This is a genomic window from Brucella pituitosa, assembly GCF_003049685.1.
Classification (GTDB): Bacteria; Pseudomonadota; Alphaproteobacteria; order Rhizobiales; family Rhizobiaceae; genus Brucella; species Brucella pituitosa.
Map to the genome: position 1 here is coordinate 1,408,363 of NZ_PYSY02000001.1, position 20,546 is coordinate 1,428,908.

The window sequence follows — 20,546 nt, forward strand, 5'->3', positions numbered from 1 at the left end:
GTACTCACGCCTTTTCTTCGGCTACGCCAACCATCGCGGCGACTTCAGCTTCGGCAACCTTTACGCCATCAACTTCCGCCACGCACTCAAATTTAGAGATGTTTCCGCGCTGTTTCACCTTCTTCACGTGAAGGTGAAGCTGGTCGCCCGGAACCACCGGACGGCGGAACTTGGCTTTGTCGATCGTCATGAAATAAACAAGGCTGGGCGCATCTGTTCCCTGCTTGAGCACAGTAATTGCACCGGCTGTCTGTGCCATGGCTTCAATGATAAGAACGCCCGGCATGATCGGTTTGTCAGGAAAATGGCCGGTAAAATGCGGCTCATTGATCGTGACATTCTTGATGCCTGTCGCTGACTGATCGCCATCGATATTGATGATACGGTCGATCAGCAAAAATGGATAGCGATGCGGGAGCGCACGCAAAACTGCCTGAATATCTGCGGTTTCCAGCTTCTTCTGATTAGCATCACTCATCAGAGGACTGCTCCTTTCTTGGTTTCCCGATGCTCCGGATATTTGCGATATCTCTGAACCATTGTTTTATTGGTCGAGCAGGGACGCCCCCCCAACGCTCGCCATCGGGTATGTCATTCATTACGCCGCTTCCCGCAGCAATCTGTACGCGCGAACCGATAACCACATGATCGGCAAGGCCTACGCTACCGCCGATCATGGTCTGATCGCCGATAACGCAACTTCCCGAAACACCGCAAAGTGCGGCTACAACGCAAAATCGGCCAAATCGCACATTATGCCCGATCTGCACCAGATTATCGATCTTAGTGCCCTCACCGATCACCGTGTCGTTCAAAGCGCCACGATCAATCGTGGTATTGGCACCGATTTCAACATCATCCTGAAGAATAACGCGTCCAAGCTGAGGCACTTTTTCAAGACCTCTAGGGCCAGGCACATAGCCAAAGCCATCCTGCCCGATACGAACACCCGGATGCAGAGACACGCGATTACCGATCATGGCAAACTGAACAGCTACACCCGGCGCAATATAGCTATCGCGACCAATCTGGCAGCCCTCGCCAATAACAGCCGTTGCAGCAATGAGCGTGCCTGTACCAATGCTGACATTCCTGCCAATCATCGCACCCGCTTCAATCGTCGCACCATCTTCGATCTTTGCAGAAGGATGAATGAATGCAGCCGGGGAAATCCCTGTTTCGCCCAGCCAACTGGATGGCCGCACTGATACAGGGAACAACATCCGTCCGACCGACGAAAAATCACGCTGGGGACTTCTGGTAATAAGCACGGCAATATCGGAAGGAACACTATCGGCCACATCTTCCGAGCAAAGAACGCCTGCGGCTTTCATACCAGCAAGTGCGGCAGCATTCTTTTTTCCATCGACAAAAACGAGTGCATCTTCACTCGCATCGTTCAATGAAGCTAAACGCGCAACAGAACGCGGTGCAAACTTCGGGTTGCGAAGTTTTGCACCGGTAAAATCTACTATATCGCCGATCGTGAGTTCACGAGAAGGCTTGAAGAAAATGGGATCTGCCATCAAAGCACTTTCTTGCCCGGGGCATGTCTGCCCCGGGAAAAGGCAAATCTATTAGAACTTGGTCGAAACACCAAAGTTGAAATTCTGAACCTTATCGGTATCAGCCTTTGCAATCGGGAACGCGTAGTCAAAACGCAACGGACCGAATGGCGAAGCCCACATCAAGCTCACACCAGCCGAAGCGCGAAGCTTCTTGTCGTCGCCGTTAACGCCCGTGGTATCATTTCCATACAGGGTTGCAGCGTCTGCAAAGAGAGCACCACGGATACCAAGGCTTTCTGGAACAATCGGCATCGGGAACTGAACTTCAGCCGTACCGTTGAAATAGGTCGTTCCACCCATCCAGTAACGGTTCCCGTTGTTCGCATCCTGATAAGGACCGATACCGTTGAACTTGAAGCCACGGATCATATCCGAATTGTTCTTGAACAGATCGAAGATACGAACGCCGTCATTACCAAATTCGTGGATGTAACCACCACCTACACCCAGCATACCGACAATGTCGGCTTCCTGCATAAGCGTGGTATAGTAATTACCCTTGAAAGTCGTCTTCACATACTTGGCGTCGCCACCGAGACCCGCAAATTCCTGCGTGAACTTCGCATAAATACCTTCATGCGGGTTCTTCATATCGTCGATGGAGTTGTAGGTGAGCGAGTAGCTAACCGACGAACGCAACCATGGGCTGAATTCTGCTGCATCGATAAGAGCAGGTGCGTAGTAATCTGGATCAGGCCGACCATCAGGACCAGAAACGTACAGGTCGTACTTTTCCTGAACGAGGTTGTAGGCCAGACCAGCAGAGAAGTTATCGGTAATCGGCAAGCCGAAACGGATCGTGCCGCCCGTCTGCTGAACATCATAACGGCCACCGCTATCTACGCGGTACGAGCGACGGAATACATCGAAGCCGGCCGACATACGATAGCCGAGGAAGTACGGTTCGGTGAACGACAGCGCGTAGTTACGCATTTCGTCCTGACCGGCACCGGCACTGATTCGGATGAACTGACCACGACCGAGGAAGTTGCGCTCGGTAATAGCAGCTTCAACCTGCGCACCTGGCGATTCACCGCCGGTCGTGTAACCACCACCAATCGAGAATTCACCGGTCGACTTTTCGACAACGTCAACAATCAGGATAACCTGATCAGGCTCAGCACCCGGAGCAGTCGAGATGTTGACAGTCTGGAAGAAGTCGAGGGCTTCAAGACGACGCTTCGCGCGCTGAACCATGACCTGATTGAAGGCATCGCCTTCATTCATGTCGAACTCACGACGAATAACGAAATCGCGGGTCTTGTCGTTGCCACGGATTTCGATGCGCTCAACGTAAGCGCGCGGACCCTGATCAACACTGTAGACGAGTGAAATCGTGTGATTGTCAAAGTCGCGGTCGCCACGTGGCTCGACCTTGGCAAATGCATAACCGCTGCCAGCAACATTTTCAGTAATAGCTGTAACGGAATCTTCGATCTGCTTGGCGCTGTAAGGCTTACCTTCACGTGTCTTGAGAAGACCACCAAGAGCCTGCGTATCCACACCTTCAACGGTGCTTTCAACGCCTACATTACCGAAGGTGTAGCGCTGACCTTCATCAACGGTAACCGTGATCGTGTATTCGTTGGTCGATGGATCCAGCGTAGCATTCGACGAAAGTACGCGGAAATCCGCATAGCCGCGGTTGTAGTAGAAACGACGCAGCGTTTCTTCATCAGCCTGCAGGCGACCTTCATCATAAACGTCATTACGTGTCAGCCACGAAAGCGGGTTCGAGCGCTTGGTGGAGATCACGTCGCGCAGACGACGCGCGCTGTATGCACTATTACCAACGAAGTTGATGTTGGCGATCTTGGTGCGCGAACCTTCGTTGATTTCATAAACCACGTTCACGCGGCCCTGGCCGAGATCAACGGTACGAGCATTAACCGTCGCATCGCTGCGGCCGACATGCGCGTAAGCACCCTTGATGGCTTCCTTGTCAGCTTCCATCGTTGCCGCATCAAACGGCGAACGGGCTTTAAGCTGAACAGCGCGGGCCAGATCAGGATCTTTGACCTTCTTGTTGCCCTGGAAGAGAACGTTGTTCACAACCTGACGTTCACTCACCTGAACGATCAGCGATCCACCAGACTGGTTGATGCGAACGTCAGAGAACAAACCCATTGCGAAAAGGCGCTTAACAGCAGCATCAATATCATTGCTGTTGAAAGCCTTGCCCGGGCGAATGTCAATATTGTCACGGATTGTCTGCGCATCGACACGCGTATTACCGCGCACTTCAATACGATTGACGACCGCGGCCTCAGCAGCATTTACCGATGCCAGAGAGAGCGCAGCTGTACCCGAAGCTACAAGAGCCACCGACATGGCGAGCGCTGAAGCGGCGCCAAAGAATTTAGAACTTGCCGTCATAGGCTTTCCGAACCTTCGTTTCTTTCTGTCCCCGGGGCGAATTTCCCAGAAATGCACGTATAGATACAACCGTAATAGCCGGTTTTTCTATACAAGCAAGCGTCGCGGTTAAAATCTGTTTACTTAAGCAACCAGCGTGACATCCGTGCCACGCGATTTAACGGTTATGGTAAACAAATCACTACGCTTTTCCAGTCCTCACTCCCAACGTTCATTTCTGATTAACACCTCTACACAGCTTCCACCGTGCGCGGCGCTTCTTGCGGTAGAGAGTCTCGCCAGATGAGCAGCGCGACCCAGTTCCCCGTCAACCAGCCGGACAGTGATCTAGCAGGCAAACAGGTCGTTGAAAAGTACGAACCCCATGAATCCCATCACAACAAGGAATCCAACACGATAAAAAATTTCCTGCGCCCAAACAGACACAGGGCTGCCCTTGATCGCCTCCACGGCGTAGAAAACCAGATGCCCACCATCCAGCGGCGGCAATGGAAACAGGTTCAAAAGCCCTATGCCGATGGAGAGCATCGCAGTCAGCTGGATAAGCCAGTCAAATCCCTGACTTGCAGCCTTGCCCGCCATATTGGCGATTTTCACCGGTCCACCGAGCTGACATTTATCTTCACGACCAACAGCAAAGCGTTGAAAAAACTCACCAGTCCGGCTGATGATATGCCCGGTTTCAACAATCGCCTGCCCGACTGATTCGAGCGGACCATATTCAATGCGGCGGAAATTTCCGACCGCCTGCGTGGTTTCCACGCCGATGGCTCCCATCTTGACCTTGTTGCCCAGAGGGTCAGTACGTTCAACGAGCGCCGGTGTAGCCTTCAGATCCACCATCTTGCCATTGCGCTCGACAGTGAAGTCCAGCACATCGCCCGAACGACCAGAAACAATCCGCTGAACATCAGAGAACGTCGTGATTTTTTCACCTTCGACACTAACAAAACGATCACCCGGCTCGAACCCGGCTTCAGCAGCCGGACTACCCGGCTGAACACCCGCGACAAGCGGATCGGCAATCTGCCGACCATAGAGCGCAAAGAACACGCTGAAGATGACAACCGTAAGAATGATGTTGAAAGCAGGGCCAGCAAAAACCGTCGCAGCGCGTTTCCACACTGGCTGCGTATGGAAAGCCCTGCTCTGTTCTTCTGCGCTGAGACTGGAGTTATCCACACCTACAGGTGAGCTCGTAGCACTTTCATCGCCCAGAAACTTTACGTAGCCACCAAGGGGAATCGCAGAAAGCTTCCAGCGCGTACCGTGCTTATCGGTAAAGCCAATCAGTTCAGGTCCGAACCCGACAGAAAAGGCGCTTGCTCCAATGCCGCACCAGCGGCCAACGAGATAGTGCCCCATTTCGTGCACGAAAACGACGACCGTCAGCACAAACAGAAATGGAATTATGGTTCCGACGAGCAGACTTTCACTGCCGATAAAAAAGGCCAGAGCCTCCTGCAAATCACCACTCCTACGAATTCATACGCGCTCAGAAACTAAAAAAGATTGCAGATGGTACATCTGGTTCGGCGATAATAGCACCAAAGAGGTATAGAAGTGCTGCCGCCGCCACAAGTCCGTCCACCCGATCTAGAACACCGCCATGTCCCGGCAAAAGACGTCCGGAATCTTTTGCGCCGAACTGACGTTTCACCCATGATTCTGCGAGATCGCCAATCTGCGAAACGATGGACAGCAAAAGGGCAAGCAATGGTACGATCCAGCTACCAGGAGCAGCCACAAGCGAGGCAACCAGAATGCCACCGGCAACAGCTGCCGCCGCACCACCCAAAGCGCCTGACCAGGTCTTGTTTGGCGAAAAGCGTGGTGCAAGCTTGGGGCCACCCAAAGCACGTCCATTGAAGTAGGCTGCTATATCAGTCGACCATACGACCGCAAAAAGGAAACAAATAGCTGTAAAGCCGAACGGCTCATCGCCACGCAGCAGCGAAAGGGAGATAGCTGAAAAACCAGCATAGAAAAGGCCGGCGGCAGGCCATCCGCGCCCGATCTTCCACTGCGTTGCCAGAAGAATGATACAACCGGTAAGCAAAACGCCAATTGTCAGCAACGCACTTCGGTCAAGAATCAGAAGAATGAAGGTCGCGAGCAACCAGACCCAGCCGAAAATACGTGAGAATGACGTCTGCTTTGTCGCACTGAGTTCAGTCCACTCGTAAAACATCGCCAACCCAATGGCGATAGAAAACAGAGTGAACCCCAACCCGCCTATCCAGGTCAGCCAGAGGGCCGCGGCGCCGAGAACTATGGCGGTCAGAATACGAGTTTGCAGATTTGACATTTATACCCTTCGATGGAGCGGACAAGCCGCATCAAACCGCTGCACCTTTTGCTGACGTGCATTCGATTGCGGGTGAACACTCTTCGAGCTTGTCGCGCACTTCTACGCCACCGAAACGGCGCTCGCGCTGGCGGAAGACTTCATAGGCAGTATCGAGATCGGCAGGTCTGAAGTCTGGCCAGTGGCCAGGAACAAACAGAAACTCTGCATAAGCAGCCTGCCAAAGCAGAAAATTGGAAAGCCGCATTTCACCGCTCGTGCGAATGATCAAATCCGGATCGGGAATACCTGCAGTGTCCAGATTTGCGGAGATCAACTCAGCGGAAATCGATGACGGGTCAAGGCGTCCTGCAGCGACATCGCGCGCCAGACTTTTAACTGCGCGCGCGATTTCATCACGCGAACCGTAATTGAAGGCAATAATCAGATTAAGGCCAGTATTGTGCCGTGTCAGTGTCTCGGCTTCACCGAGCAATCCGCAAATATCGGATGCCAACCCTTCCCGCTCGCCGATAATCCGCACCCGGACATTATTGCGATGCAGCTCGGCAAGATCACGACGGATGAAAAGCTTCAGCAATCCCATAAGATCGCCAACTTCACCGCTCGGGCGTGACCAGTTCTCAGAAGAAAATGCAAAAAGGGTAAGATAGCCAAGGCCGCGATCACCCGCGCCCCTCACTGTCTCGCGCAAAGCTTCCACTCCGGCTCTGTGTCCGGCGCTGCGCGGTAAACCGCGTGCCTTCGCCCAACGGCCATTGCCATCCATAATAATGGCTATGTGGCGCGGATCGGACATGGCGAAGCTCTCCTCATTGATAAATCATGCACAGCCAGTGCCTAACGTCATAAATCTGTAGCGCTTTGAAAAACGCAATCAGAATTTCACAACTTACCAGACACTGGCAACAAATTGTTTCTAGTACCCCTCGGTTTCAAAGCCCGTATTCGATCACCGTATGAAATCGTGCAGACTTTGAAATCAGGAAACTAGACCTGCATGATCTCGCCTTCCTTGACCGAAACGATCTTGTCCATTTCGGCGATCGTATCATCGGTGAGCTTCTGAACTTTTTCGGAAAGGCCACGGCTGTCATCCTGGCTGATATCGCCGTCTTTCTCGAGCTTCTTCAGCGTGTCCATACCATCGCGGCGAACGTGACGCGCAGCGATACGGCCCTGTTCGGCATATTGATGCGCGATCTTGACCAGCTCTTTACGGCGCTGTTCGTTGAGTTCCGGCAAAGGAATGCGAAGCGTCATGCCATCGGTGATTGGATTGAGGCCAAGACCGGAATCACGAATCGCGCGCTCAACTGCGCCAACCATGGTCTTGTCCCATACGGAAACCGAAAGCATGCGCGATTCCGGCACAGTAATATTGGCGACCTGGTTGATCGGCATTTCAGCGCCATAAGCTGTAATCGTAATTGGCTCGAGCAAGCTTGCAGAAGCGCGGCCCGTGCGCAGACCACCGAGGTCATGCTTCAGGGCATTAACTGCGCCTTCCATGCGTCGCTTCAGGTCGTTGATGTCAAAAACATCGCTCATACATGTTCTCCTTCAGTGCGCGACAAGACAAACGATCAATATTGCCGATCAATTATCGGAAACGATCGTGCTGCGTCCCTTGCCTTGCAGAATTTCGGCCAAGCCGCCGTTTTCATGGATGGAATAGACTATTATCGGAATGTTGTTCTCACGCGCAAGGGCGACAGCAGCCGTATCCATCACCGCAAGCCCGCGATCAAGAACTTCCTTGTGTGTGAGTTTGTCAAAACGTGTTGCATTCGGCTCCTTCTTCGGGTCAGCCGAATAAATCCCATCGACCTGCGTGCCCTTCAGAAGCGCGTCCGCACCGATTTCGGCTGCGCGCAATGCTGCGGCCGAGTCTGTTGTGAAGAATGGATTACCTGTACCACCTGCGAAAATCACAACCTTTCCCTCATCCATATAGGCAGTTGCCTTTCTCTGCGAGAAGCTCTCGCAGATTTCAGGCATTGCTATGGCGGAAAGAACGACGGCATCCACACCAATCTTGTGAAGCGATGTACGCAGAGCCAGAGAATTGATCACCGTTGCCAGCATACCCATGTGGTCGCCAGTGACACGGTCGCCACCCTTGGAGGCAACCGCTACGCCGCGGAAAATATTTCCGCCGCCAATCACGACACCCACTTCAACGCCGAGATCCCGCGCCTGAGCGATGTCACTGGCAATGCGATCAGCAACCGACACATCAATGCCGAAGCCCTGACTGCCCATCAATGCTTCACCGGATGCTTTGAGGACAATACGCTTATAGGCGGACTTAACGGGCATGGAGTGTTCTCCGCAGATCATGATCAACTGTTACTATTGGGGTTCCGATACACGAAGGGCACCGCGTTGTCACGCGATGCCCTTCATAATCAAAAGCCTTTTAAGCATTTCCAGCAAAGTGCCTGAGCCTTTTGCGCAGGATAATGCGGCAAGACAAATCTTTAGAGCGAGCGCATGCCGAAACAGAATGCACTTCGAAAGATTGTTTAGCCCTTGGCAGCAGCAGCAACTTCAGCAGCGAAGTCGCTTTCTTCCTTCTCGATGCCTTCACCGAGAGCGATGCGTGCAAAGCCAATGATCTTCGCAGGAGCGCCGATCGACTTTTCAGCTTCCTTGAGCGCTGCTTCAACAGTCAGGTCGGGATTGATGACGAAAGCCTGCGAAAGAAGAACAACTTCTTCGTAGAACTTGCGCATACGACCTTCGATCATCTTTTCGATGATGTTGTCTGGCTTGCCGGATTCACGAGCCTGCTCGATGAAAATAGCCTTTTCACGCTCAGCAGCAGCCGGATCAACGTCAGCAGCAGTCAGTGCAAGCGGATTGATAGCAGCAACATGCATTGCAACCTGACGGCCAAATGCGTTTGCAGCTTCTGCGTCGCCAGCAGTTTCGATTGCAACGAGAACGCCGAGCTTGCCGAGGCCGTCTGCAACGCCGTTATGGATGTAGGTAGCAACTGCACCCTGGGAAACTTCAAGAGCTGCCGAACGACGGAAGCTGATGTTTTCACCAATGGTTGCAACTGCGTCCTTTGCAGCCTGCGTTACCGACTTGCCGTCGATGTTTGCTTCAGCAACAGCTTCCGACGAACCATCGGTCGACAGAGCAGCCTGAGCGATCTTGCGAACGAGATCCTGGAATGCATCGTTACGAGCAACGAAATCGGTCTCGGAGTTGACTTCAACAACAACAGCCTTGTTGCCGGAAGCTGCAACACCAACCAGACCTTCAGCAGCCGTACGGCCAGCCTTCTTGTCAGCCTTTGCCATACCCTTGGCGCGCAGCCAGTCAACAGCGGCTTCGATGTCACCGTTGGTTTCAGCAAGCGCTGCCTTGCAGTCCATCATGCCTGCGCCGGTCAGTTCGCGGAGTTCTTTAACCTGTGATGCGGAAATGCTCATTGTGTCGCCTTTCACGAAAGCGAAGGCACACCGAATGGGTGTGCCAACTTTTAACCGACGCTGATTGCATCGGAACGAATGAAGTTATCCACCCGTCATGTGACGGATGGATGAAATTCATAAGCGCTGATTATGCGCCTGCAGCCGGAGCTTCGAGAGCTGGCTCAACAGGAGCTTCAGCCTGTGCGCCAACGTCGATGCCCATAGCGCCCTGCTGACGTGCGATGCCGTCAAGAGCAGCGCGTGCAACCAGATCGCAATAAAGCGAAATAGCGCGTGCGGCGTCGTCGTTACCTGGGATTGGGTAGTCGATCTGATCTGGATCGCAGTTCGAATCGATAACAGCCACAACTGGAATACCAAGACGCTTGGCTTCCTGGATAGCGATTGCTTCCTTGTTGGTGTCGACGATGAACATCAGGTCAGGAACCGAACCCATGTCCTTGATGCCGCCGAGTGCGCGGTCGAGTTTTTCACGCTCGCGTTCGAGGTTCAGGCGTTCCTTCTTCGAGTAACCCTGAGCATCGCCCGAGAGAATTTCGTCGAGCTTGCGCAGACGCTGGATCGAGTTCGAGATCGTCTTCCAGTTGGTCATCATGCCGCCGAGCCAGCGTGCATTGACGTAGTACTGAGCCGAACGGCCAGCGGCATCAGCAATGATGTCCGAAGCCTGACGCTTGGTACCAACGAAGAGAACGCGGCCACCACGAGCAACAGTGTCCGAAACGACCTTCAGCGCATTGTGCAGCAGAGGAACGGTCTGGGACAGATCGAGAATGTGGATGTTGTTGCGGTCGCCATAGATGTAAGGAGCCATCTTTGGGTTCCAGCGGTGGGTCTGGTGACCGAAGTGAACACCAGCTTCCAGAAGCTGGCGCATGCTGAATTCAGGCAATGCCATCTGTATTTTCCTTTTCCGGTTGAACCTCCACGGGCTGAGGCGATTGCTCGCCACCGGAGGCTGAAGCAGGATTTCTCCCTGCAAAAGCCCAATCCCGTGTGTGGAATAGGCGCGCTGTTAACTTATCGCGCCAATAAATGCAAGCCTTGTGACCATTATAACGCCAAAGGCTGTGGCAAACGACCTATTTGCAATCCGCTTTGGGCGCTTTGTCATCATACACATCAAGCTTCACCAGTTTCCCACGCATGGAAAAATCACCATAATCCATGGTCAGGTCGCGGGTGATGCCGTTTCGGTATAGCTTAAAGTTGATACGATAGATCGGCAGACCATCCTGCTTTTCCTTGTCATCAAAATAGGAGATCGTCACCGGCCAGACATTGTCCTTCGTGAACTTGCCCATGGCTTTGGTTTCGTCGCTTTTGGCTTCCTGCTCCTTGCCGACAACAACCGTCGTTGCAACAACGCGATCCGCATCTTCCGAGGCATCATAAAGAGACGTCTGGTAGAACTTCTCGCCCGCTTGTGCCTTTCCGATCAGCTCTTCCATATGAGTCGTCGGGAATTGTGTCGCCTTCAGATCGATATTGTCTTCTTTGGGCTTGGACAGGGCAACAATCGTCTTGCCACCTTCGACCTTGGCATCACCACGCACTTCTTTCACCAGTTCCTTATCAACAAAGGTCTTGTTGACGAAACGGAAATCCTTACCGTTGCCGCTTTCAAAAGTTGTCGTCTGCTGATCGGTCACGCGCTGCGGCTGTTCATCCATGTCAATGCGCGTTACGAAACGAAAATTCGTCGTATAACCTTCGCAGGCTGAACCGTTGAACTCATAGACCATACGGCCGGTAAGCCCACTGATCCCGGATTTCTCATCCGCTCGATCCAATGTGAGATCATACACTGCGCGATGCGGGACCAACGTTACCGTCGAAGCAGCGGCGGCAACGCCAACCGAACTACCCCAAACGCAAACCGCTGCTCCGCTTGCCGCAAATGCCATACTCAAAAAACGCATACATGAATCTCCCGATCTGTTGAGGAGCATGATAAAAAAACTCATGGCGGAAGCGAGGCAAAAAACGCACCCTCCCCAAAAGCTTCACCGATTCTATCTCATATATCGGGTGCGAAAGGCATTAAGTTAGTAAGGATTAATGGAATGACCGACACAATCGACAGCCGTCTTAAAAATCTGGGTATATCTTTGCCCGAAGCCGCAGCACCAGCTGCAAACTATGTACCTTTCGCACAAACGGGCTCTCTGCTGCTCACATCGGGTCAGCTTCCGCTGGAAAATGGCAAGCTCGTACACACAGGCCAGGTTGGCGATGCACTTACAGTCGCACACGGTCAGGCTGCAGCCCGCGCATGTGCTGTCAACATACTGGCGCAGGCAAAGGCCGCCCTTGGTGATCTGAACCGCATAAAGCGGATCGTAAAAATCACCGTATTCGTTTCCTCAACCACAGATTTTGTCGAACAGCACCTGGTTGCCAATGGCGCATCTGATCTTCTCGTCGCAGTCCTTGGCGACGCGGGCAAGCATGCACGCTCAGCGGTCGGCGTTGCAAGCCTGCCACTCAATGCACCCGTTGAAATCGAAGCAATCATCGAGGTTGCATAATGTCATCTCCTGAATGGCTCAAAAAACAGCCAATTGCGCATCGTGGCCTGCACGATCTGAACAATAAGCGCTGGGAAAACACGCTCGCAGCCTTTGATGCTGCTGCAAAAGCAGGCTTTGCAATCGAATGCGACGTACATCTTACCAAGGATGGCGGTGTCATCGTTTTTCATGATGACGATCTCAAGCGCCTCACCGGACGCGAAGGCCGAATCAGTGACCTGACACTAACAGAAGCCTCTGAGCTGCGCATTGGCGGCACTGAAGATCATGCGCCGACACTGCGCCAGATGCTTGAGCTCGTTGCCGGTCGTGTGCCGGTCGTCATTGAGCTTAAGGGCATTGAAGGCCGTGACGATGGTCTGGTTGCCGCTGTAGCCAAAGAGCTGGCCTCTTATAAAGGCGAAGCAGCAATCATGTCATTCGACCACCATCTGATCCGACTGTTTGCAAGCGACGCGCCAGGAATTCCCGGCGGACTGACTGCGGAAGGCACGCGCACCAAGGATTTTGAAGCCCACTTCGCGATGCTCGCGCATCAGATTTCCTTCGTGTCTTACAATGTGCATCATCTGCCAAATCCGTTTGTCAGCTTTGCGCGCGAAAAGCTCAACCTTCCGGTCATCAGCTGGACAGTCCGCGATGCCGAGACCAAGAAGCATAGCGATCTCAACGTGGATCAGATTACCTTTGAAGGTTTCGACCCTCGGTCGATGTTGGCTTAACAGGAAAATTCGGCGATGAGCGACGACGAAAGGCAGACAGAGCAAAGCTTCGTTCTCCGCGTCGTCGAAGGCATCGGCGATTTCTCGGAAGACGAATGGAACCGCCTTGCCGGCACGTCCCGGCAAGGCGGAAACTACAATCCCTTTATTTCTCGCGCCTTTCTGAATGCACTCGAACAATCCGGATCCGTGTCGCAGCATGCGGGCTGGCTGCCGCGACATCTGCGCCTTGAAGACGACAAGGGTTATCTTATCGGCGCTGTGCCGAACTACCTCAAGGGGCATAGTCAGGGCGAATATGTCTTCGACCATGGTTGGGCCGATGCCTTCGAGCGCGCTGGCGGGCGCTACTACCCCAAGTTTCAGGCTTCAATTCCGTTCACGCCTGCAACAGGCCCACGCTTACTCCGCCATGCAGAGTTTGAACCCGACGCTGTTCAACTCGCCCTCGCAAACGGGTTAAGACAGCTAACCGATCAGACTGGTGCATCTTCTGCCCATGTGACCTTTGCACCGAAAAACGAGATTTTTGCGCTTGAATCGGCTAATTTTCTGCGCCGAACGGATCAGCAGTTTCATTTTATAAACAATAGCTTTTCTAGGTATGATGACTTTCTAAATGAGCTCGTCTCAAGAAAGCGCAAAGCACTCAAAAAAGAACGGCGCGACGCTCTTTCAGAAGGCATTGAAATCGACTGGCTGACCGGCAGCGATCTGACTGAAGCCGTCTGGGATGACTTTTTTGAGTTCTATATCGATACCGGCAGCCGCAAATGGGGGCGTCCTTACCTCAACCGCGAGTTTTTCTCGCTGATTGGTGAGACGATGGCCGACGACATATTGCTCGTCATGGCGCGTCGCGGCGGACGCTATATCGCAGGCGCGATCAACTTCATTGGCAGCGACACGCTCTATGGGCGACACTGGGGCTGTATCGAGGATCATCCTTATCTTCATTTCGAGGTCTGCTACCATCAGGCAATCGACTTCGCGATCGACCGCAAATTACGGATTGTCGAAGCAGGAGCGCAGGGTGAACATAAACTCGCCCGCGGCTATATTCCGGTTACAACGCATTCCGCGCATTATATTGCGCATGAGGGTTTCCGTAGAGCGGTTAGTGATTATCTGGAACATGAGCGCCGCGAAGTCGAACAGATACATGCGGCACTGGAAGAGCATACGCCTTTCAGGCACGAATGACCGCCACCACACGAATAAAAGACTGAACTGGAGAAAACAGCATGTCCGCCACCTATGATGACAACAACATCTTCGCAAAAATCCTGCGCGGCGAAATTCCGTCAACGCGTGTTTACGAAACGGATAATGTTGTCGCTTTCATGGATGTCATGCCGCAGGGAACGGGTCACACGCTCGTGGTTCCCAAAGCGCCATCCCGCAATCTGCTGGACGCCAAGCCCGAAACTCTGGCTGAAACCATTCAGGTCGTGCAGAAGATCGCCAATGCGGTCAAGAAGGCGTTCAACGCCGATGGCGTCACTGTCATTCAATTCAATGAACCTGCCGCAGGCCAGACAGTTTACCATCTGCACTTCCACGTTATCCCGCGTTTTGAAGGCGTAGAACTCAAACCACATACGGGGAAGATGGAAGACGCTGCCGTGCTTGAATCAAATGCTGAGAAAATCCGCGCAGCACTTTGATAAGAAATGACTTTATAAGCTTAGCAAACCGGCTATCAGCAGCGCTTCTGCTACCAGAATACCGACAAGCAAGCGCTTTCCAGCAATGAGATAGGCGGCAAAGCCAGCTGCAGCTGATCCAACGCGCAGCCACATCGGGGAGTTGGCAAGCTCCCCGTTCGGGTACAGAATAAGTTGCGCAATCACACCTGCAACAAGTGCCGTCGCGACACAGCGAACAAACACCAGCACTTCCGAATCTTCACGTACACGACCGCCAACGATCACCCCCATGACACGGAAGAGATAAGTCGGAAGTGCACCTGCAAGCAGGATGAAGACAAACGGCCACCACCAGTCGGAAAAACTATCCCAGTTCATTTGGCCACATCCTTGCCGGGATTACGCGACCGGTGAAAAGCAAACGCAATCAATCCGCCCATGATACCCGTCATCAACAAATCATAGCCTGGTGCGAACTGATGAAAAATCGGGAACAACACGATCCCCGATACCATGGCAATCTGCCCTGCCCGTTCGCGTGCCGAACGCCAGAGCGATGTGAGAAAATACATCGGCGTAAGCATGAAAAGCGCTGCGAACACCACCGGTGGAAATGATGCGGAGAGCAAATAGACCACCGCGACGACCAGCGCATTTGTGCCGACGAGAACCGTACCAATTCCAGCGAAGTAACTTGTACGCATGTCGCGCGGTATATTGCGCAGCTCTTCCATTGCCATGACCCAGGCGGTAACTGCCACGAAATGGCAGAGAGCTGCGAGCGTCAGTTTTCGGGTCTTTGGTCCTTTCAGCTCCGGCAGAAGTGCGACGACCATCGGCATCAAACGGACAGACGATAATCCAACGGCCAATGCTGCCGCAGGGATTGAGGCGCCAGCGCTGATTGCGCCGATAAGAACCACCTTGGCGGGCAGTGCCCAGATGGTCAGCGTCATGAAAACCGCCTGCCCGACCGTTATCCCGCTTTCAATCGCCAATCCTGAAAAACCAATGAAGGAACTCATCAGCAAGATTGCGGGCACGCTGATAATGCGTCGCGTACCGCGAAAAAACCAACGCAAGGCGTTGGCTTGTTCTGCCGGATGAGATTCAGAACTGGGGGAGCGACTCGAAAACATATCTTAAAAATAGATCATGAAACAGAAAAGAGCACCTGCATTTAGAGCGCATCTTTGTCCGAAAACCGTTTCACACTTTTCGGGACGCGCTCTAACGCGACCTGTCCGCTTAGAAGCACTTAAAATGAAAAGGCCCTTCCGAAGAAGGGCCGTTTCGTAGAGCTTATTTCTTGCGTGGCACTTTGGGCACCGACGACTTTGCCGTGGTGGATTTGGTTGCAGGCTTGGCCGAGACTTCATCGTCCTTACCAGCCAATACCTTCTCCTTCTCGGCCTTTTTAGGTGCCGCTTTCTTGCGCTGCGGAAGCTTCTTTTCCGGAGGAATATCCTTCTTAGGCTTCACAGGCTTGTCAGCGACACTTTCAAGTACGAGATCGGTCTTACCATCGTCCTTCGTCGTTACATCGACCCGGACTGTACCACCATGCTTGAGCTTGCCAAACAGCACTTCATTGGCCAACGGCTTCTTGATGTGCTCCTGAATAACACGAGCCAGCGGACGCGCGCCCATGCGCTCGTCATACCCCTTGTCCGCAAGCCACGCGATAGCGGCTTCTGTCAGTTCAAAAGTCACACCACGTTCTGCAAGCTGGGCTTCAAGCTGAAGCACAAACTTCTGCACAACCTGATGAATGACAGGCACCGGAAGCGGACCGAACGGCACGATTGCATCGAGACGGTTGCGGAATTCCGGCGTAAACAGCCGGTTGATCGCTTCCATATCGTCGCCTTCGCGGCGTGTCGAACCAAAACCAATCGCAGCCTTTGCCATATCGGCAGCACCGGCATTGGTGGTCATGATCAGAATCACGTTGCGGAAGTCGATCTTCTTGCCGTTGTGATCGGTCAGCGAACCGTGATCCATGACCTGCAACAAGATGTTGTAAAGGTCTGGATGTGCCTTCTCGATTTCATCGAGCAGCAGCACGCAATGCGGATGCTGATCAACGCCATCAGTCAGAAGGCCGCCCTGATCGAAGCCGACATAGCCGGGAGGTGCACCGATCAAACGCGATACGGTGTGGCGCTCCATATATTCCGACATATCGAAACGCAGGAGTTCCACGCCAAGCGAGCTTGCCAGCTGTTTGGCCACTTCTGTCTTACCAACACCGGTCGGACCGGAGAACAGATAAGAACCGATTGGCTTATCCGGCTCACGCAAGCCCGCACGAGCGAGCTTGATTGCAGCCGAAAGTGCTTCAATTGCCAGATCCTGACCATAGACGACTCGCTTGAGTTCCGCATCGAGATGCGAAAGCACAACCTCATCGTCCTTGGAAACCGACTTGGGCGGGATCCGGGCCATGGTAGCAATCGTTGCTTCGATTTCCTTCACGCCAATCGTCTTCTTCCGCTTGTTTTCCGGCAGAAGCATCTGGCTTGCACCAGTTTCATCGATCACGTCGATGGCTTTGTCCGGCAACTTGCGGTCCGAGATGTAGCGCGCGGAAAGCTCCACAGCCGACTTGATGGCATCCCCCGTATATTTGACCTTATGGAAGTCTTCAAAATACGGCTTCAGACCCTTCATGATTTCAATGGCATCCGGGATGGAAGGCTCATTGACGTCAATCTTCTGGAAGCGACGAACCAGTGCACGGTCTTTCTCGAAGAACTGACGATATTCCTTATAGGTGGTCGAACCGATACAACGGATTGCACCGGAAGACAGAGCAGGCTTGAGCAGGTTCGATGCATCCATTGCACCGCCCGACGTAGCACCCGCGCCGATCACCGTATGAATTTCGTCAATGAAGAGAACCGCGCCCGGATAATCTTCGAGCTCTTTCACAACCTGTTTCAAGCGCTCTTCGAAATCACCGCGATAGCGGGTGCCGGCAAGCAGCGTACCCATATCGAGCGAAAAGATCGTGGCATCGGCGAGCGCTTCCGGCACTTCGCCTTCAACGATACGCTTGGCCAGACCTTCGGCAATCGCAGTCTTACCGACGCCAGGATCACCCACATAGAGCGGATTATTCTTGGACCGACGGCAAAGAACCTGAATGGTGCGGCTGATTTCGCTGTCACGTCCGATGAGCGGATCGATGCGACCGGATTTGGCTTTTTCGTTCAGATTGACGCAATAGGCAGAAAGAGCATCCTGCTTTTTCTTTGCGCCTTCTTCCGGTTCTACGCTTGTGCGTTCTTCGCTGGCACTTTCCGCACCACGCGGCGTGCGTGGTTCGCTGCTCTGTGTACGCTTCGAAATGCCGTGCGAGATATAATTGACGGCATCATAACGCGTCATCTGCTGTTCCTGCAGGAAGTAAGCAGCATGGCTTTCACGCTCCGCGAAAATGGCAACGAGCACATTGGCGCCCGTCACTTCCTCGCGGTTTGAAGACTGAACGTGGATGACTGCGCGTTGAATCACGCGCTGGAAAGCGGCCGTGGGTTTGGAATCCTCATCATAGCCTGTGACGAGATTATCCAGTTCACGGTCGATGTAATCTGTAACGATCCGTTTGAGATGCTCCAGATCGACGTTACAGGCGCGCATCACTGCACCTGCATCCTGATCGTCGATCAGGGCAAGCAAAAGGTGTTCGAGCGTCGCATACTCGTGATGCCGCTCGTTCGCGATGGTAAGCGCTTGATGCAGCGCCCTTTCAAGGCTGGGAGAAAACGATGGCATATGACCTCACTTTTTCTCCATTACACATTGTAATGGATGCTGGTTTTGGCGGGCAAAATCCATGACCTGACTAACCTTGGTCTCGGCAACTTCGTATGTAAATACGCCACACTCTCCGACACCGTGGTTATGAACATGCAACATTATACGCGTCGCATCGTCCATGTTCTTTTGGAAAAAACGTTGCAGGACATGAATGACAAACTCCATGGGAGTATAGTCATCATTGAGAAGCAGGACGCGATAGAGGCTTGGCTTCTTTGTTTTCGGCTGCGTACGCGTGACCACCACGGTACCGTTGTCCGGTCCGTTCCCGCCGTTGGTCTTGCTCTGCATGACTGGATTAGAATGCCGCATGAAAACTATCACCCAATGCCCAATGCTGGGGCCCAGATGTCTGGCCCCAACTATCTGCCTGCTTGCCCATATATGTAGGGCGTCATGCGATGATTTTAAGCCCTTCGGCGACACTTGCAACCGAGACTTATGACAAGCCGCAGCATTGGCACAATTATCTCAATAAGTTTATCGGGAAATTCCAGTTCCCCGAAAGGCAAACCTTGTCGCTTCAGCGGAATTCACGGTTCGACTGAAAAAACTGACAGGCAATTTTTTTCAAGTTTTATGAATAAGTCGGTTACCATAAACGGATTGGTAACGCTGATGACAGTAAGGTCACGGAATTAGATTGCTGTGTGCCCTTTGCGCCGCAGTTCAAAAAAACCGGGATACAGGCAGGTCATCATCGTGCGTACCGCATTCAGTAAAGTCGCATACGCCTTGAAAAGAGCAGCGCAAGCCACTCTTCTTCTCGCTGTCGTAACAGGTTGCTCCACAGCCTCCACAACAGTGCCAGCCGTTGCAGCTAGCGATCGGTATGCCGCGATCGTAATCGATGCGAACACAGGTAAAACGCTGTTTGCATCCAATGCAGACGCCAGACGTTATCCTGCGTCGCTGACCAAAATGATGACCATGTATATGCTTTTCGAAGCAATGAAATCCGGTCGCATCAATAAAGATACCCGCATTCCAATCTCTGCCTATGCTGCCGCACGTCCTCCGACAAAGATCGGTTTCAAGCCGGGTCAGAGCATTCGTGTTGAAGACGCTATCCTTGCCATGGTGACAAAATCTGCCAATGACGTTGCAACAGCATCGGGTGAATTCCTCGGTGGGTCTGAAGAACGTTTTGCGCAGATGATGACATCCAAAGCCCGTCGCCTTGGCATGAGCAACACCACATTCCGCAATGCTTCGGGCCTTCCAAACATGTCGCAGGTTACGACTGCACGCGACATGGCGATCCTCAGTATCGCGCTTCGTCAGCACTTTCCGCAAGAATTCTCCTATTTCTCGCGCCGCAATTTCGTATTCCGTGGCCAGACGATCAATGGTCACAACCGTCTGCTCGGTCGCGTTGAAGGCGTTGACGGCATCAAAACCGGCTACACCAATGCATCCGGCTACAACCTCGCCTCTTCGGTCAATCTTGATGGCCGTCGTCTGGTTGCGGTTGTCATGGGTGGCAACACCGGCGCAAGCCGTGACGCTCACATGACCCAGCTGATCCGCAAATATCTGCCTGCAGCCACGCGTGGCCGCGTTTCCGAACCGCTGGTCGCAATGCGCGGCGAAGTTCCACAGGTCGTTGCATCTGTCGATCTTCCAAAGGCACGTAATGCTCCGGTTCCCGTTGCTCGCCAGATCAATGAAGTCGCAGACGTCATCAACAACGAAAGCGGCGAAGGCGACGTCGACCAGCCACAGGTTCTGGCTCTGGCAGCTCCAACGCAGCGTCCGGCAGCGATGGCTGCACAGGCAGCCGTTCGCCCGACACCAAAGGCAGCGGTTCCCGCCGCGCCTGCTCACGACATTGATCCAGTTACGACCGCATCAGCACCTGCAAGCGGTGGCTGGGCAATCCAGGTCGGCTCGCTTCCAAGTGAAGGTCAGGCACGCGACATGCTCGCAAAAGCTTCGGCTTCGGTCGGTGGCTCGCTGCGCTCCGCTTCGCCTTACACAGAAACCTTCACCAAGGGCAGTTCCACTTTCTACCGTGCACGCTTCGTCGGCTTCTCCTCGAAGCAGGCTGCATGGGATGCATGCGCATCGCTGAAAAAGAAGAATTTTGGCTGCTACGCAGTCGCGAACTAAGCA

At 53.2% G+C, this 20,546-nt stretch carries 20 protein-coding genes; 5 read left to right on the forward strand and 15 right to left on the reverse strand.

Annotation, left to right across the window (positions count from 1 at the left end; genetic code table 11):
- Window positions 1-4: 4 nt before the first annotated feature.
- The 11 genes from fabZ to eipB form a co-directional block, all read right to left on the reverse strand.
- Window positions 5-478 carry a 3-hydroxyacyl-ACP dehydratase FabZ gene (gene fabZ / locus C9380_RS06900; protein ID WP_024897088.1) on the reverse strand — a complete coding sequence of 158 codons (474 nt, stop codon included), beginning with the start codon at window positions 476-478 and terminating at the stop codon, window positions 5-7.
- On the reverse strand, window positions 471-1,526 hold the full coding sequence (gene lpxD / locus C9380_RS06905) for a UDP-3-O-(3-hydroxymyristoyl)glucosamine N-acyltransferase (RefSeq protein WP_100558882.1): 1,056 nt from the start codon (window positions 1,524-1,526) through the stop codon (window positions 471-473). The genes fabZ and lpxD overlap by 8 nt, the downstream gene beginning before the upstream one ends.
- A 51-nt stretch (window positions 1,527-1,577) precedes the next feature.
- Window positions 1,578-3,944, reverse strand: a complete 2,367-nt coding sequence (gene bamA, locus C9380_RS06910) for an outer membrane protein assembly factor BamA (RefSeq protein ID WP_100558881.1) — start codon at window positions 3,942-3,944, stop codon at window positions 1,578-1,580.
- A 327-nt stretch (window positions 3,945-4,271) separates the two neighbouring features.
- Window positions 4,272-5,411, reverse strand: coding sequence for an RIP metalloprotease RseP (gene rseP / locus C9380_RS06915; RefSeq protein WP_024897085.1), 1,140 nt, complete (start codon window positions 5,409-5,411; stop codon window positions 4,272-4,274).
- A 28-nt stretch (window positions 5,412-5,439) separates the two neighbouring features.
- Window positions 5,440-6,252, reverse strand: a complete 813-nt coding sequence (locus C9380_RS06920; RefSeq protein WP_111787420.1) for a phosphatidate cytidylyltransferase — start codon at window positions 6,250-6,252, stop codon at window positions 5,440-5,442.
- A 31-nt stretch (window positions 6,253-6,283) separates the two neighbouring features.
- Entirely contained in the window at window positions 6,284-7,072 is a 789-nt protein-coding gene (locus C9380_RS06925; protein ID WP_268877376.1) for an isoprenyl transferase, read from the reverse strand.
- 170 nt (window positions 7,073-7,242) lie between these two features.
- Window positions 7,243-7,803: a ribosome recycling factor gene (gene frr, locus C9380_RS06930; RefSeq protein WP_024897082.1), complete on the reverse strand. Its 561-nt coding sequence runs from the start codon at window positions 7,801-7,803 to the stop codon at window positions 7,243-7,245.
- A gap of 48 nt (window positions 7,804-7,851) precedes the next feature.
- A complete protein-coding gene (pyrH, locus tag C9380_RS06935) occupies window positions 7,852-8,574 on the reverse strand; it encodes a UMP kinase (RefSeq protein ID WP_024897081.1) in 723 nt (240 codons plus the stop codon).
- 206 nt (window positions 8,575-8,780) lie between these two features.
- On the reverse strand, window positions 8,781-9,698 hold the full coding sequence (gene tsf / locus C9380_RS06940; protein ID WP_024897080.1) for a translation elongation factor Ts: 918 nt from the start codon (window positions 9,696-9,698) through the stop codon (window positions 8,781-8,783).
- A 130-nt stretch (window positions 9,699-9,828) separates the two neighbouring features.
- Window positions 9,829-10,599: a 30S ribosomal protein S2 gene (gene rpsB / locus C9380_RS06945; RefSeq protein WP_036567086.1), complete on the reverse strand. Its 771-nt coding sequence runs from the start codon at window positions 10,597-10,599 to the stop codon at window positions 9,829-9,831.
- Window positions 10,600-10,783: 184 nt separating this feature from the next.
- Complete coding sequence (gene eipB / locus C9380_RS06950) at window positions 10,784-11,623, reverse strand: cell envelope integrity protein EipB (protein ID WP_024897078.1); 840 nt, start codon at window positions 11,621-11,623, stop codon at window positions 10,784-10,786.
- A 144-nt stretch (window positions 11,624-11,767) separates the two neighbouring features.
- Between eipB and C9380_RS06955 the strand changes: the two genes are divergently transcribed.
- Genes C9380_RS06955 through C9380_RS06970 form a run of 4 tightly spaced genes read left to right on the forward strand, consistent with a single transcriptional unit; the run spans window position 11,768 to window position 14,624 of the window.
- A complete protein-coding gene (locus tag C9380_RS06955; protein WP_128093274.1) occupies window positions 11,768-12,232 on the forward strand; it encodes a RidA family protein in 465 nt (154 codons plus the stop codon).
- Window positions 12,232-12,957, forward strand: coding sequence for a glycerophosphodiester phosphodiesterase (locus C9380_RS06960; protein WP_128093275.1), 726 nt, complete (start codon window positions 12,232-12,234; stop codon window positions 12,955-12,957). The genes C9380_RS06955 and C9380_RS06960 overlap by 1 nt, the downstream gene beginning before the upstream one ends.
- A gap of 15 nt (window positions 12,958-12,972) precedes the next feature.
- Window positions 12,973-14,160, forward strand: coding sequence for a GNAT family N-acetyltransferase (locus C9380_RS06965; protein WP_128093276.1), 1,188 nt, complete (start codon window positions 12,973-12,975; stop codon window positions 14,158-14,160).
- Window positions 14,161-14,201: 41 nt separating this feature from the next.
- Entirely contained in the window at window positions 14,202-14,624 is a 423-nt protein-coding gene (locus C9380_RS06970) for an HIT family protein (RefSeq protein ID WP_128093277.1), read from the forward strand.
- 12 nt (window positions 14,625-14,636) lie between these two features.
- Here C9380_RS06970 and C9380_RS06975 read toward each other — a convergent pair whose 3' ends face one another.
- The 4 genes from C9380_RS06975 to clpS form a co-directional block, all read right to left on the reverse strand.
- Window positions 14,637-14,984 (reverse strand): AzlD domain-containing protein, encoded by a 348-nt coding sequence (locus tag C9380_RS06975; protein WP_128093278.1) that lies wholly within the window; start codon window positions 14,982-14,984, stop codon window positions 14,637-14,639.
- Window positions 14,981-15,631: an AzlC family ABC transporter permease gene (locus tag C9380_RS06980; RefSeq protein WP_247877548.1), complete on the reverse strand. Its 651-nt coding sequence runs from the start codon at window positions 15,629-15,631 to the stop codon at window positions 14,981-14,983. Before C9380_RS06980 ends, C9380_RS06975 begins: the two co-directional genes overlap by 4 nt.
- Before the next feature lie 277 nt (window positions 15,632-15,908).
- On the reverse strand, window positions 15,909-18,386 hold the full coding sequence (clpA, locus tag C9380_RS06985) for an ATP-dependent Clp protease ATP-binding subunit ClpA (protein WP_094539719.1): 2,478 nt from the start codon (window positions 18,384-18,386) through the stop codon (window positions 15,909-15,911).
- Between the two features lie 6 nt (window positions 18,387-18,392).
- On the reverse strand, window positions 18,393-18,743 hold the full coding sequence (gene clpS / locus C9380_RS06990) for an ATP-dependent Clp protease adapter ClpS (protein WP_024897070.1): 351 nt from the start codon (window positions 18,741-18,743) through the stop codon (window positions 18,393-18,395).
- Window positions 18,744-19,133: 390 nt separating this feature from the next.
- On the opposite strand from clpS, the gene C9380_RS06995 reads away from it, so the two are divergent.
- Window positions 19,134-20,543 (forward strand): D-alanyl-D-alanine carboxypeptidase, encoded by a 1,410-nt coding sequence (locus C9380_RS06995; RefSeq protein ID WP_024897069.1) that lies wholly within the window; start codon window positions 19,134-19,136, stop codon window positions 20,541-20,543.
- The last annotated feature ends 3 nt before the right edge of the window (window positions 20,544-20,546 follow it).

Excerpts from the sequence above, each read along its gene's own strand:
- tsf (WP_024897080.1), bottom strand. The coding sequence starts at position 9,698 with ATGAGCATTTCCGCATCACAGGTTAAAGAACTCCGCGAACTGACCGGC.
- clpA (WP_094539719.1), bottom strand. The coding sequence starts at position 18,386 with ATGCCATCGTTTTCTCCCAGCCTTGAAAGGGCGCTGCATCAAGCGCTT.
- C9380_RS06920 (WP_111787420.1), bottom strand. The coding sequence starts at position 6,252 with ATGTCAAATCTGCAAACTCGTATTCTGACCGCCATAGTTCTCGGCGCC.
- rpsB (WP_036567086.1), bottom strand. The coding sequence starts at position 10,599 with ATGGCATTGCCTGAATTCAGCATGCGCCAGCTTCTGGAAGCTGGTGTT.
- C9380_RS06975 (WP_128093278.1), bottom strand. The coding sequence starts at position 14,984 with ATGAACTGGGATAGTTTTTCCGACTGGTGGTGGCCGTTTGTCTTCATC.
- C9380_RS06965 (WP_128093276.1), top strand. The coding sequence starts at position 12,973 with ATGAGCGACGACGAAAGGCAGACAGAGCAAAGCTTCGTTCTCCGCGTC.
- bamA (WP_100558881.1), bottom strand. The coding sequence starts at position 3,944 with ATGACGGCAAGTTCTAAATTCTTTGGCGCCGCTTCAGCGCTCGCCATG.
- C9380_RS06960 (WP_128093275.1), top strand. The coding sequence starts at position 12,232 with ATGTCATCTCCTGAATGGCTCAAAAAACAGCCAATTGCGCATCGTGGC.
- lpxD (WP_100558882.1), bottom strand. The coding sequence starts at position 1,526 with ATGGCAGATCCCATTTTCTTCAAGCCTTCTCGTGAACTCACGATCGGC.
- pyrH (WP_024897081.1), bottom strand. The coding sequence starts at position 8,574 with ATGCCCGTTAAGTCCGCCTATAAGCGTATTGTCCTCAAAGCATCCGGT.
- eipB (WP_024897078.1), bottom strand. The coding sequence starts at position 11,623 with ATGCGTTTTTTGAGTATGGCATTTGCGGCAAGCGGAGCAGCGGTTTGC.
- C9380_RS06980 (WP_247877548.1), bottom strand. The coding sequence starts at position 15,631 with ATGAGTTCCTTCATTGGTTTTTCAGGATTGGCGATTGAAAGCGGGATA.
- C9380_RS06970 (WP_128093277.1), top strand. The coding sequence starts at position 14,202 with ATGTCCGCCACCTATGATGACAACAACATCTTCGCAAAAATCCTGCGC.
- frr (WP_024897082.1), bottom strand. The coding sequence starts at position 7,803 with ATGAGCGATGTTTTTGACATCAACGACCTGAAGCGACGCATGGAAGGC.
- C9380_RS06955 (WP_128093274.1), top strand. The coding sequence starts at position 11,768 with ATGACCGACACAATCGACAGCCGTCTTAAAAATCTGGGTATATCTTTG.
- clpS (WP_024897070.1), bottom strand. The coding sequence starts at position 18,743 with ATGCGGCATTCTAATCCAGTCATGCAGAGCAAGACCAACGGCGGGAAC.
- fabZ (WP_024897088.1), bottom strand. The coding sequence starts at position 478 with ATGAGTGATGCTAATCAGAAGAAGCTGGAAACCGCAGATATTCAGGCA.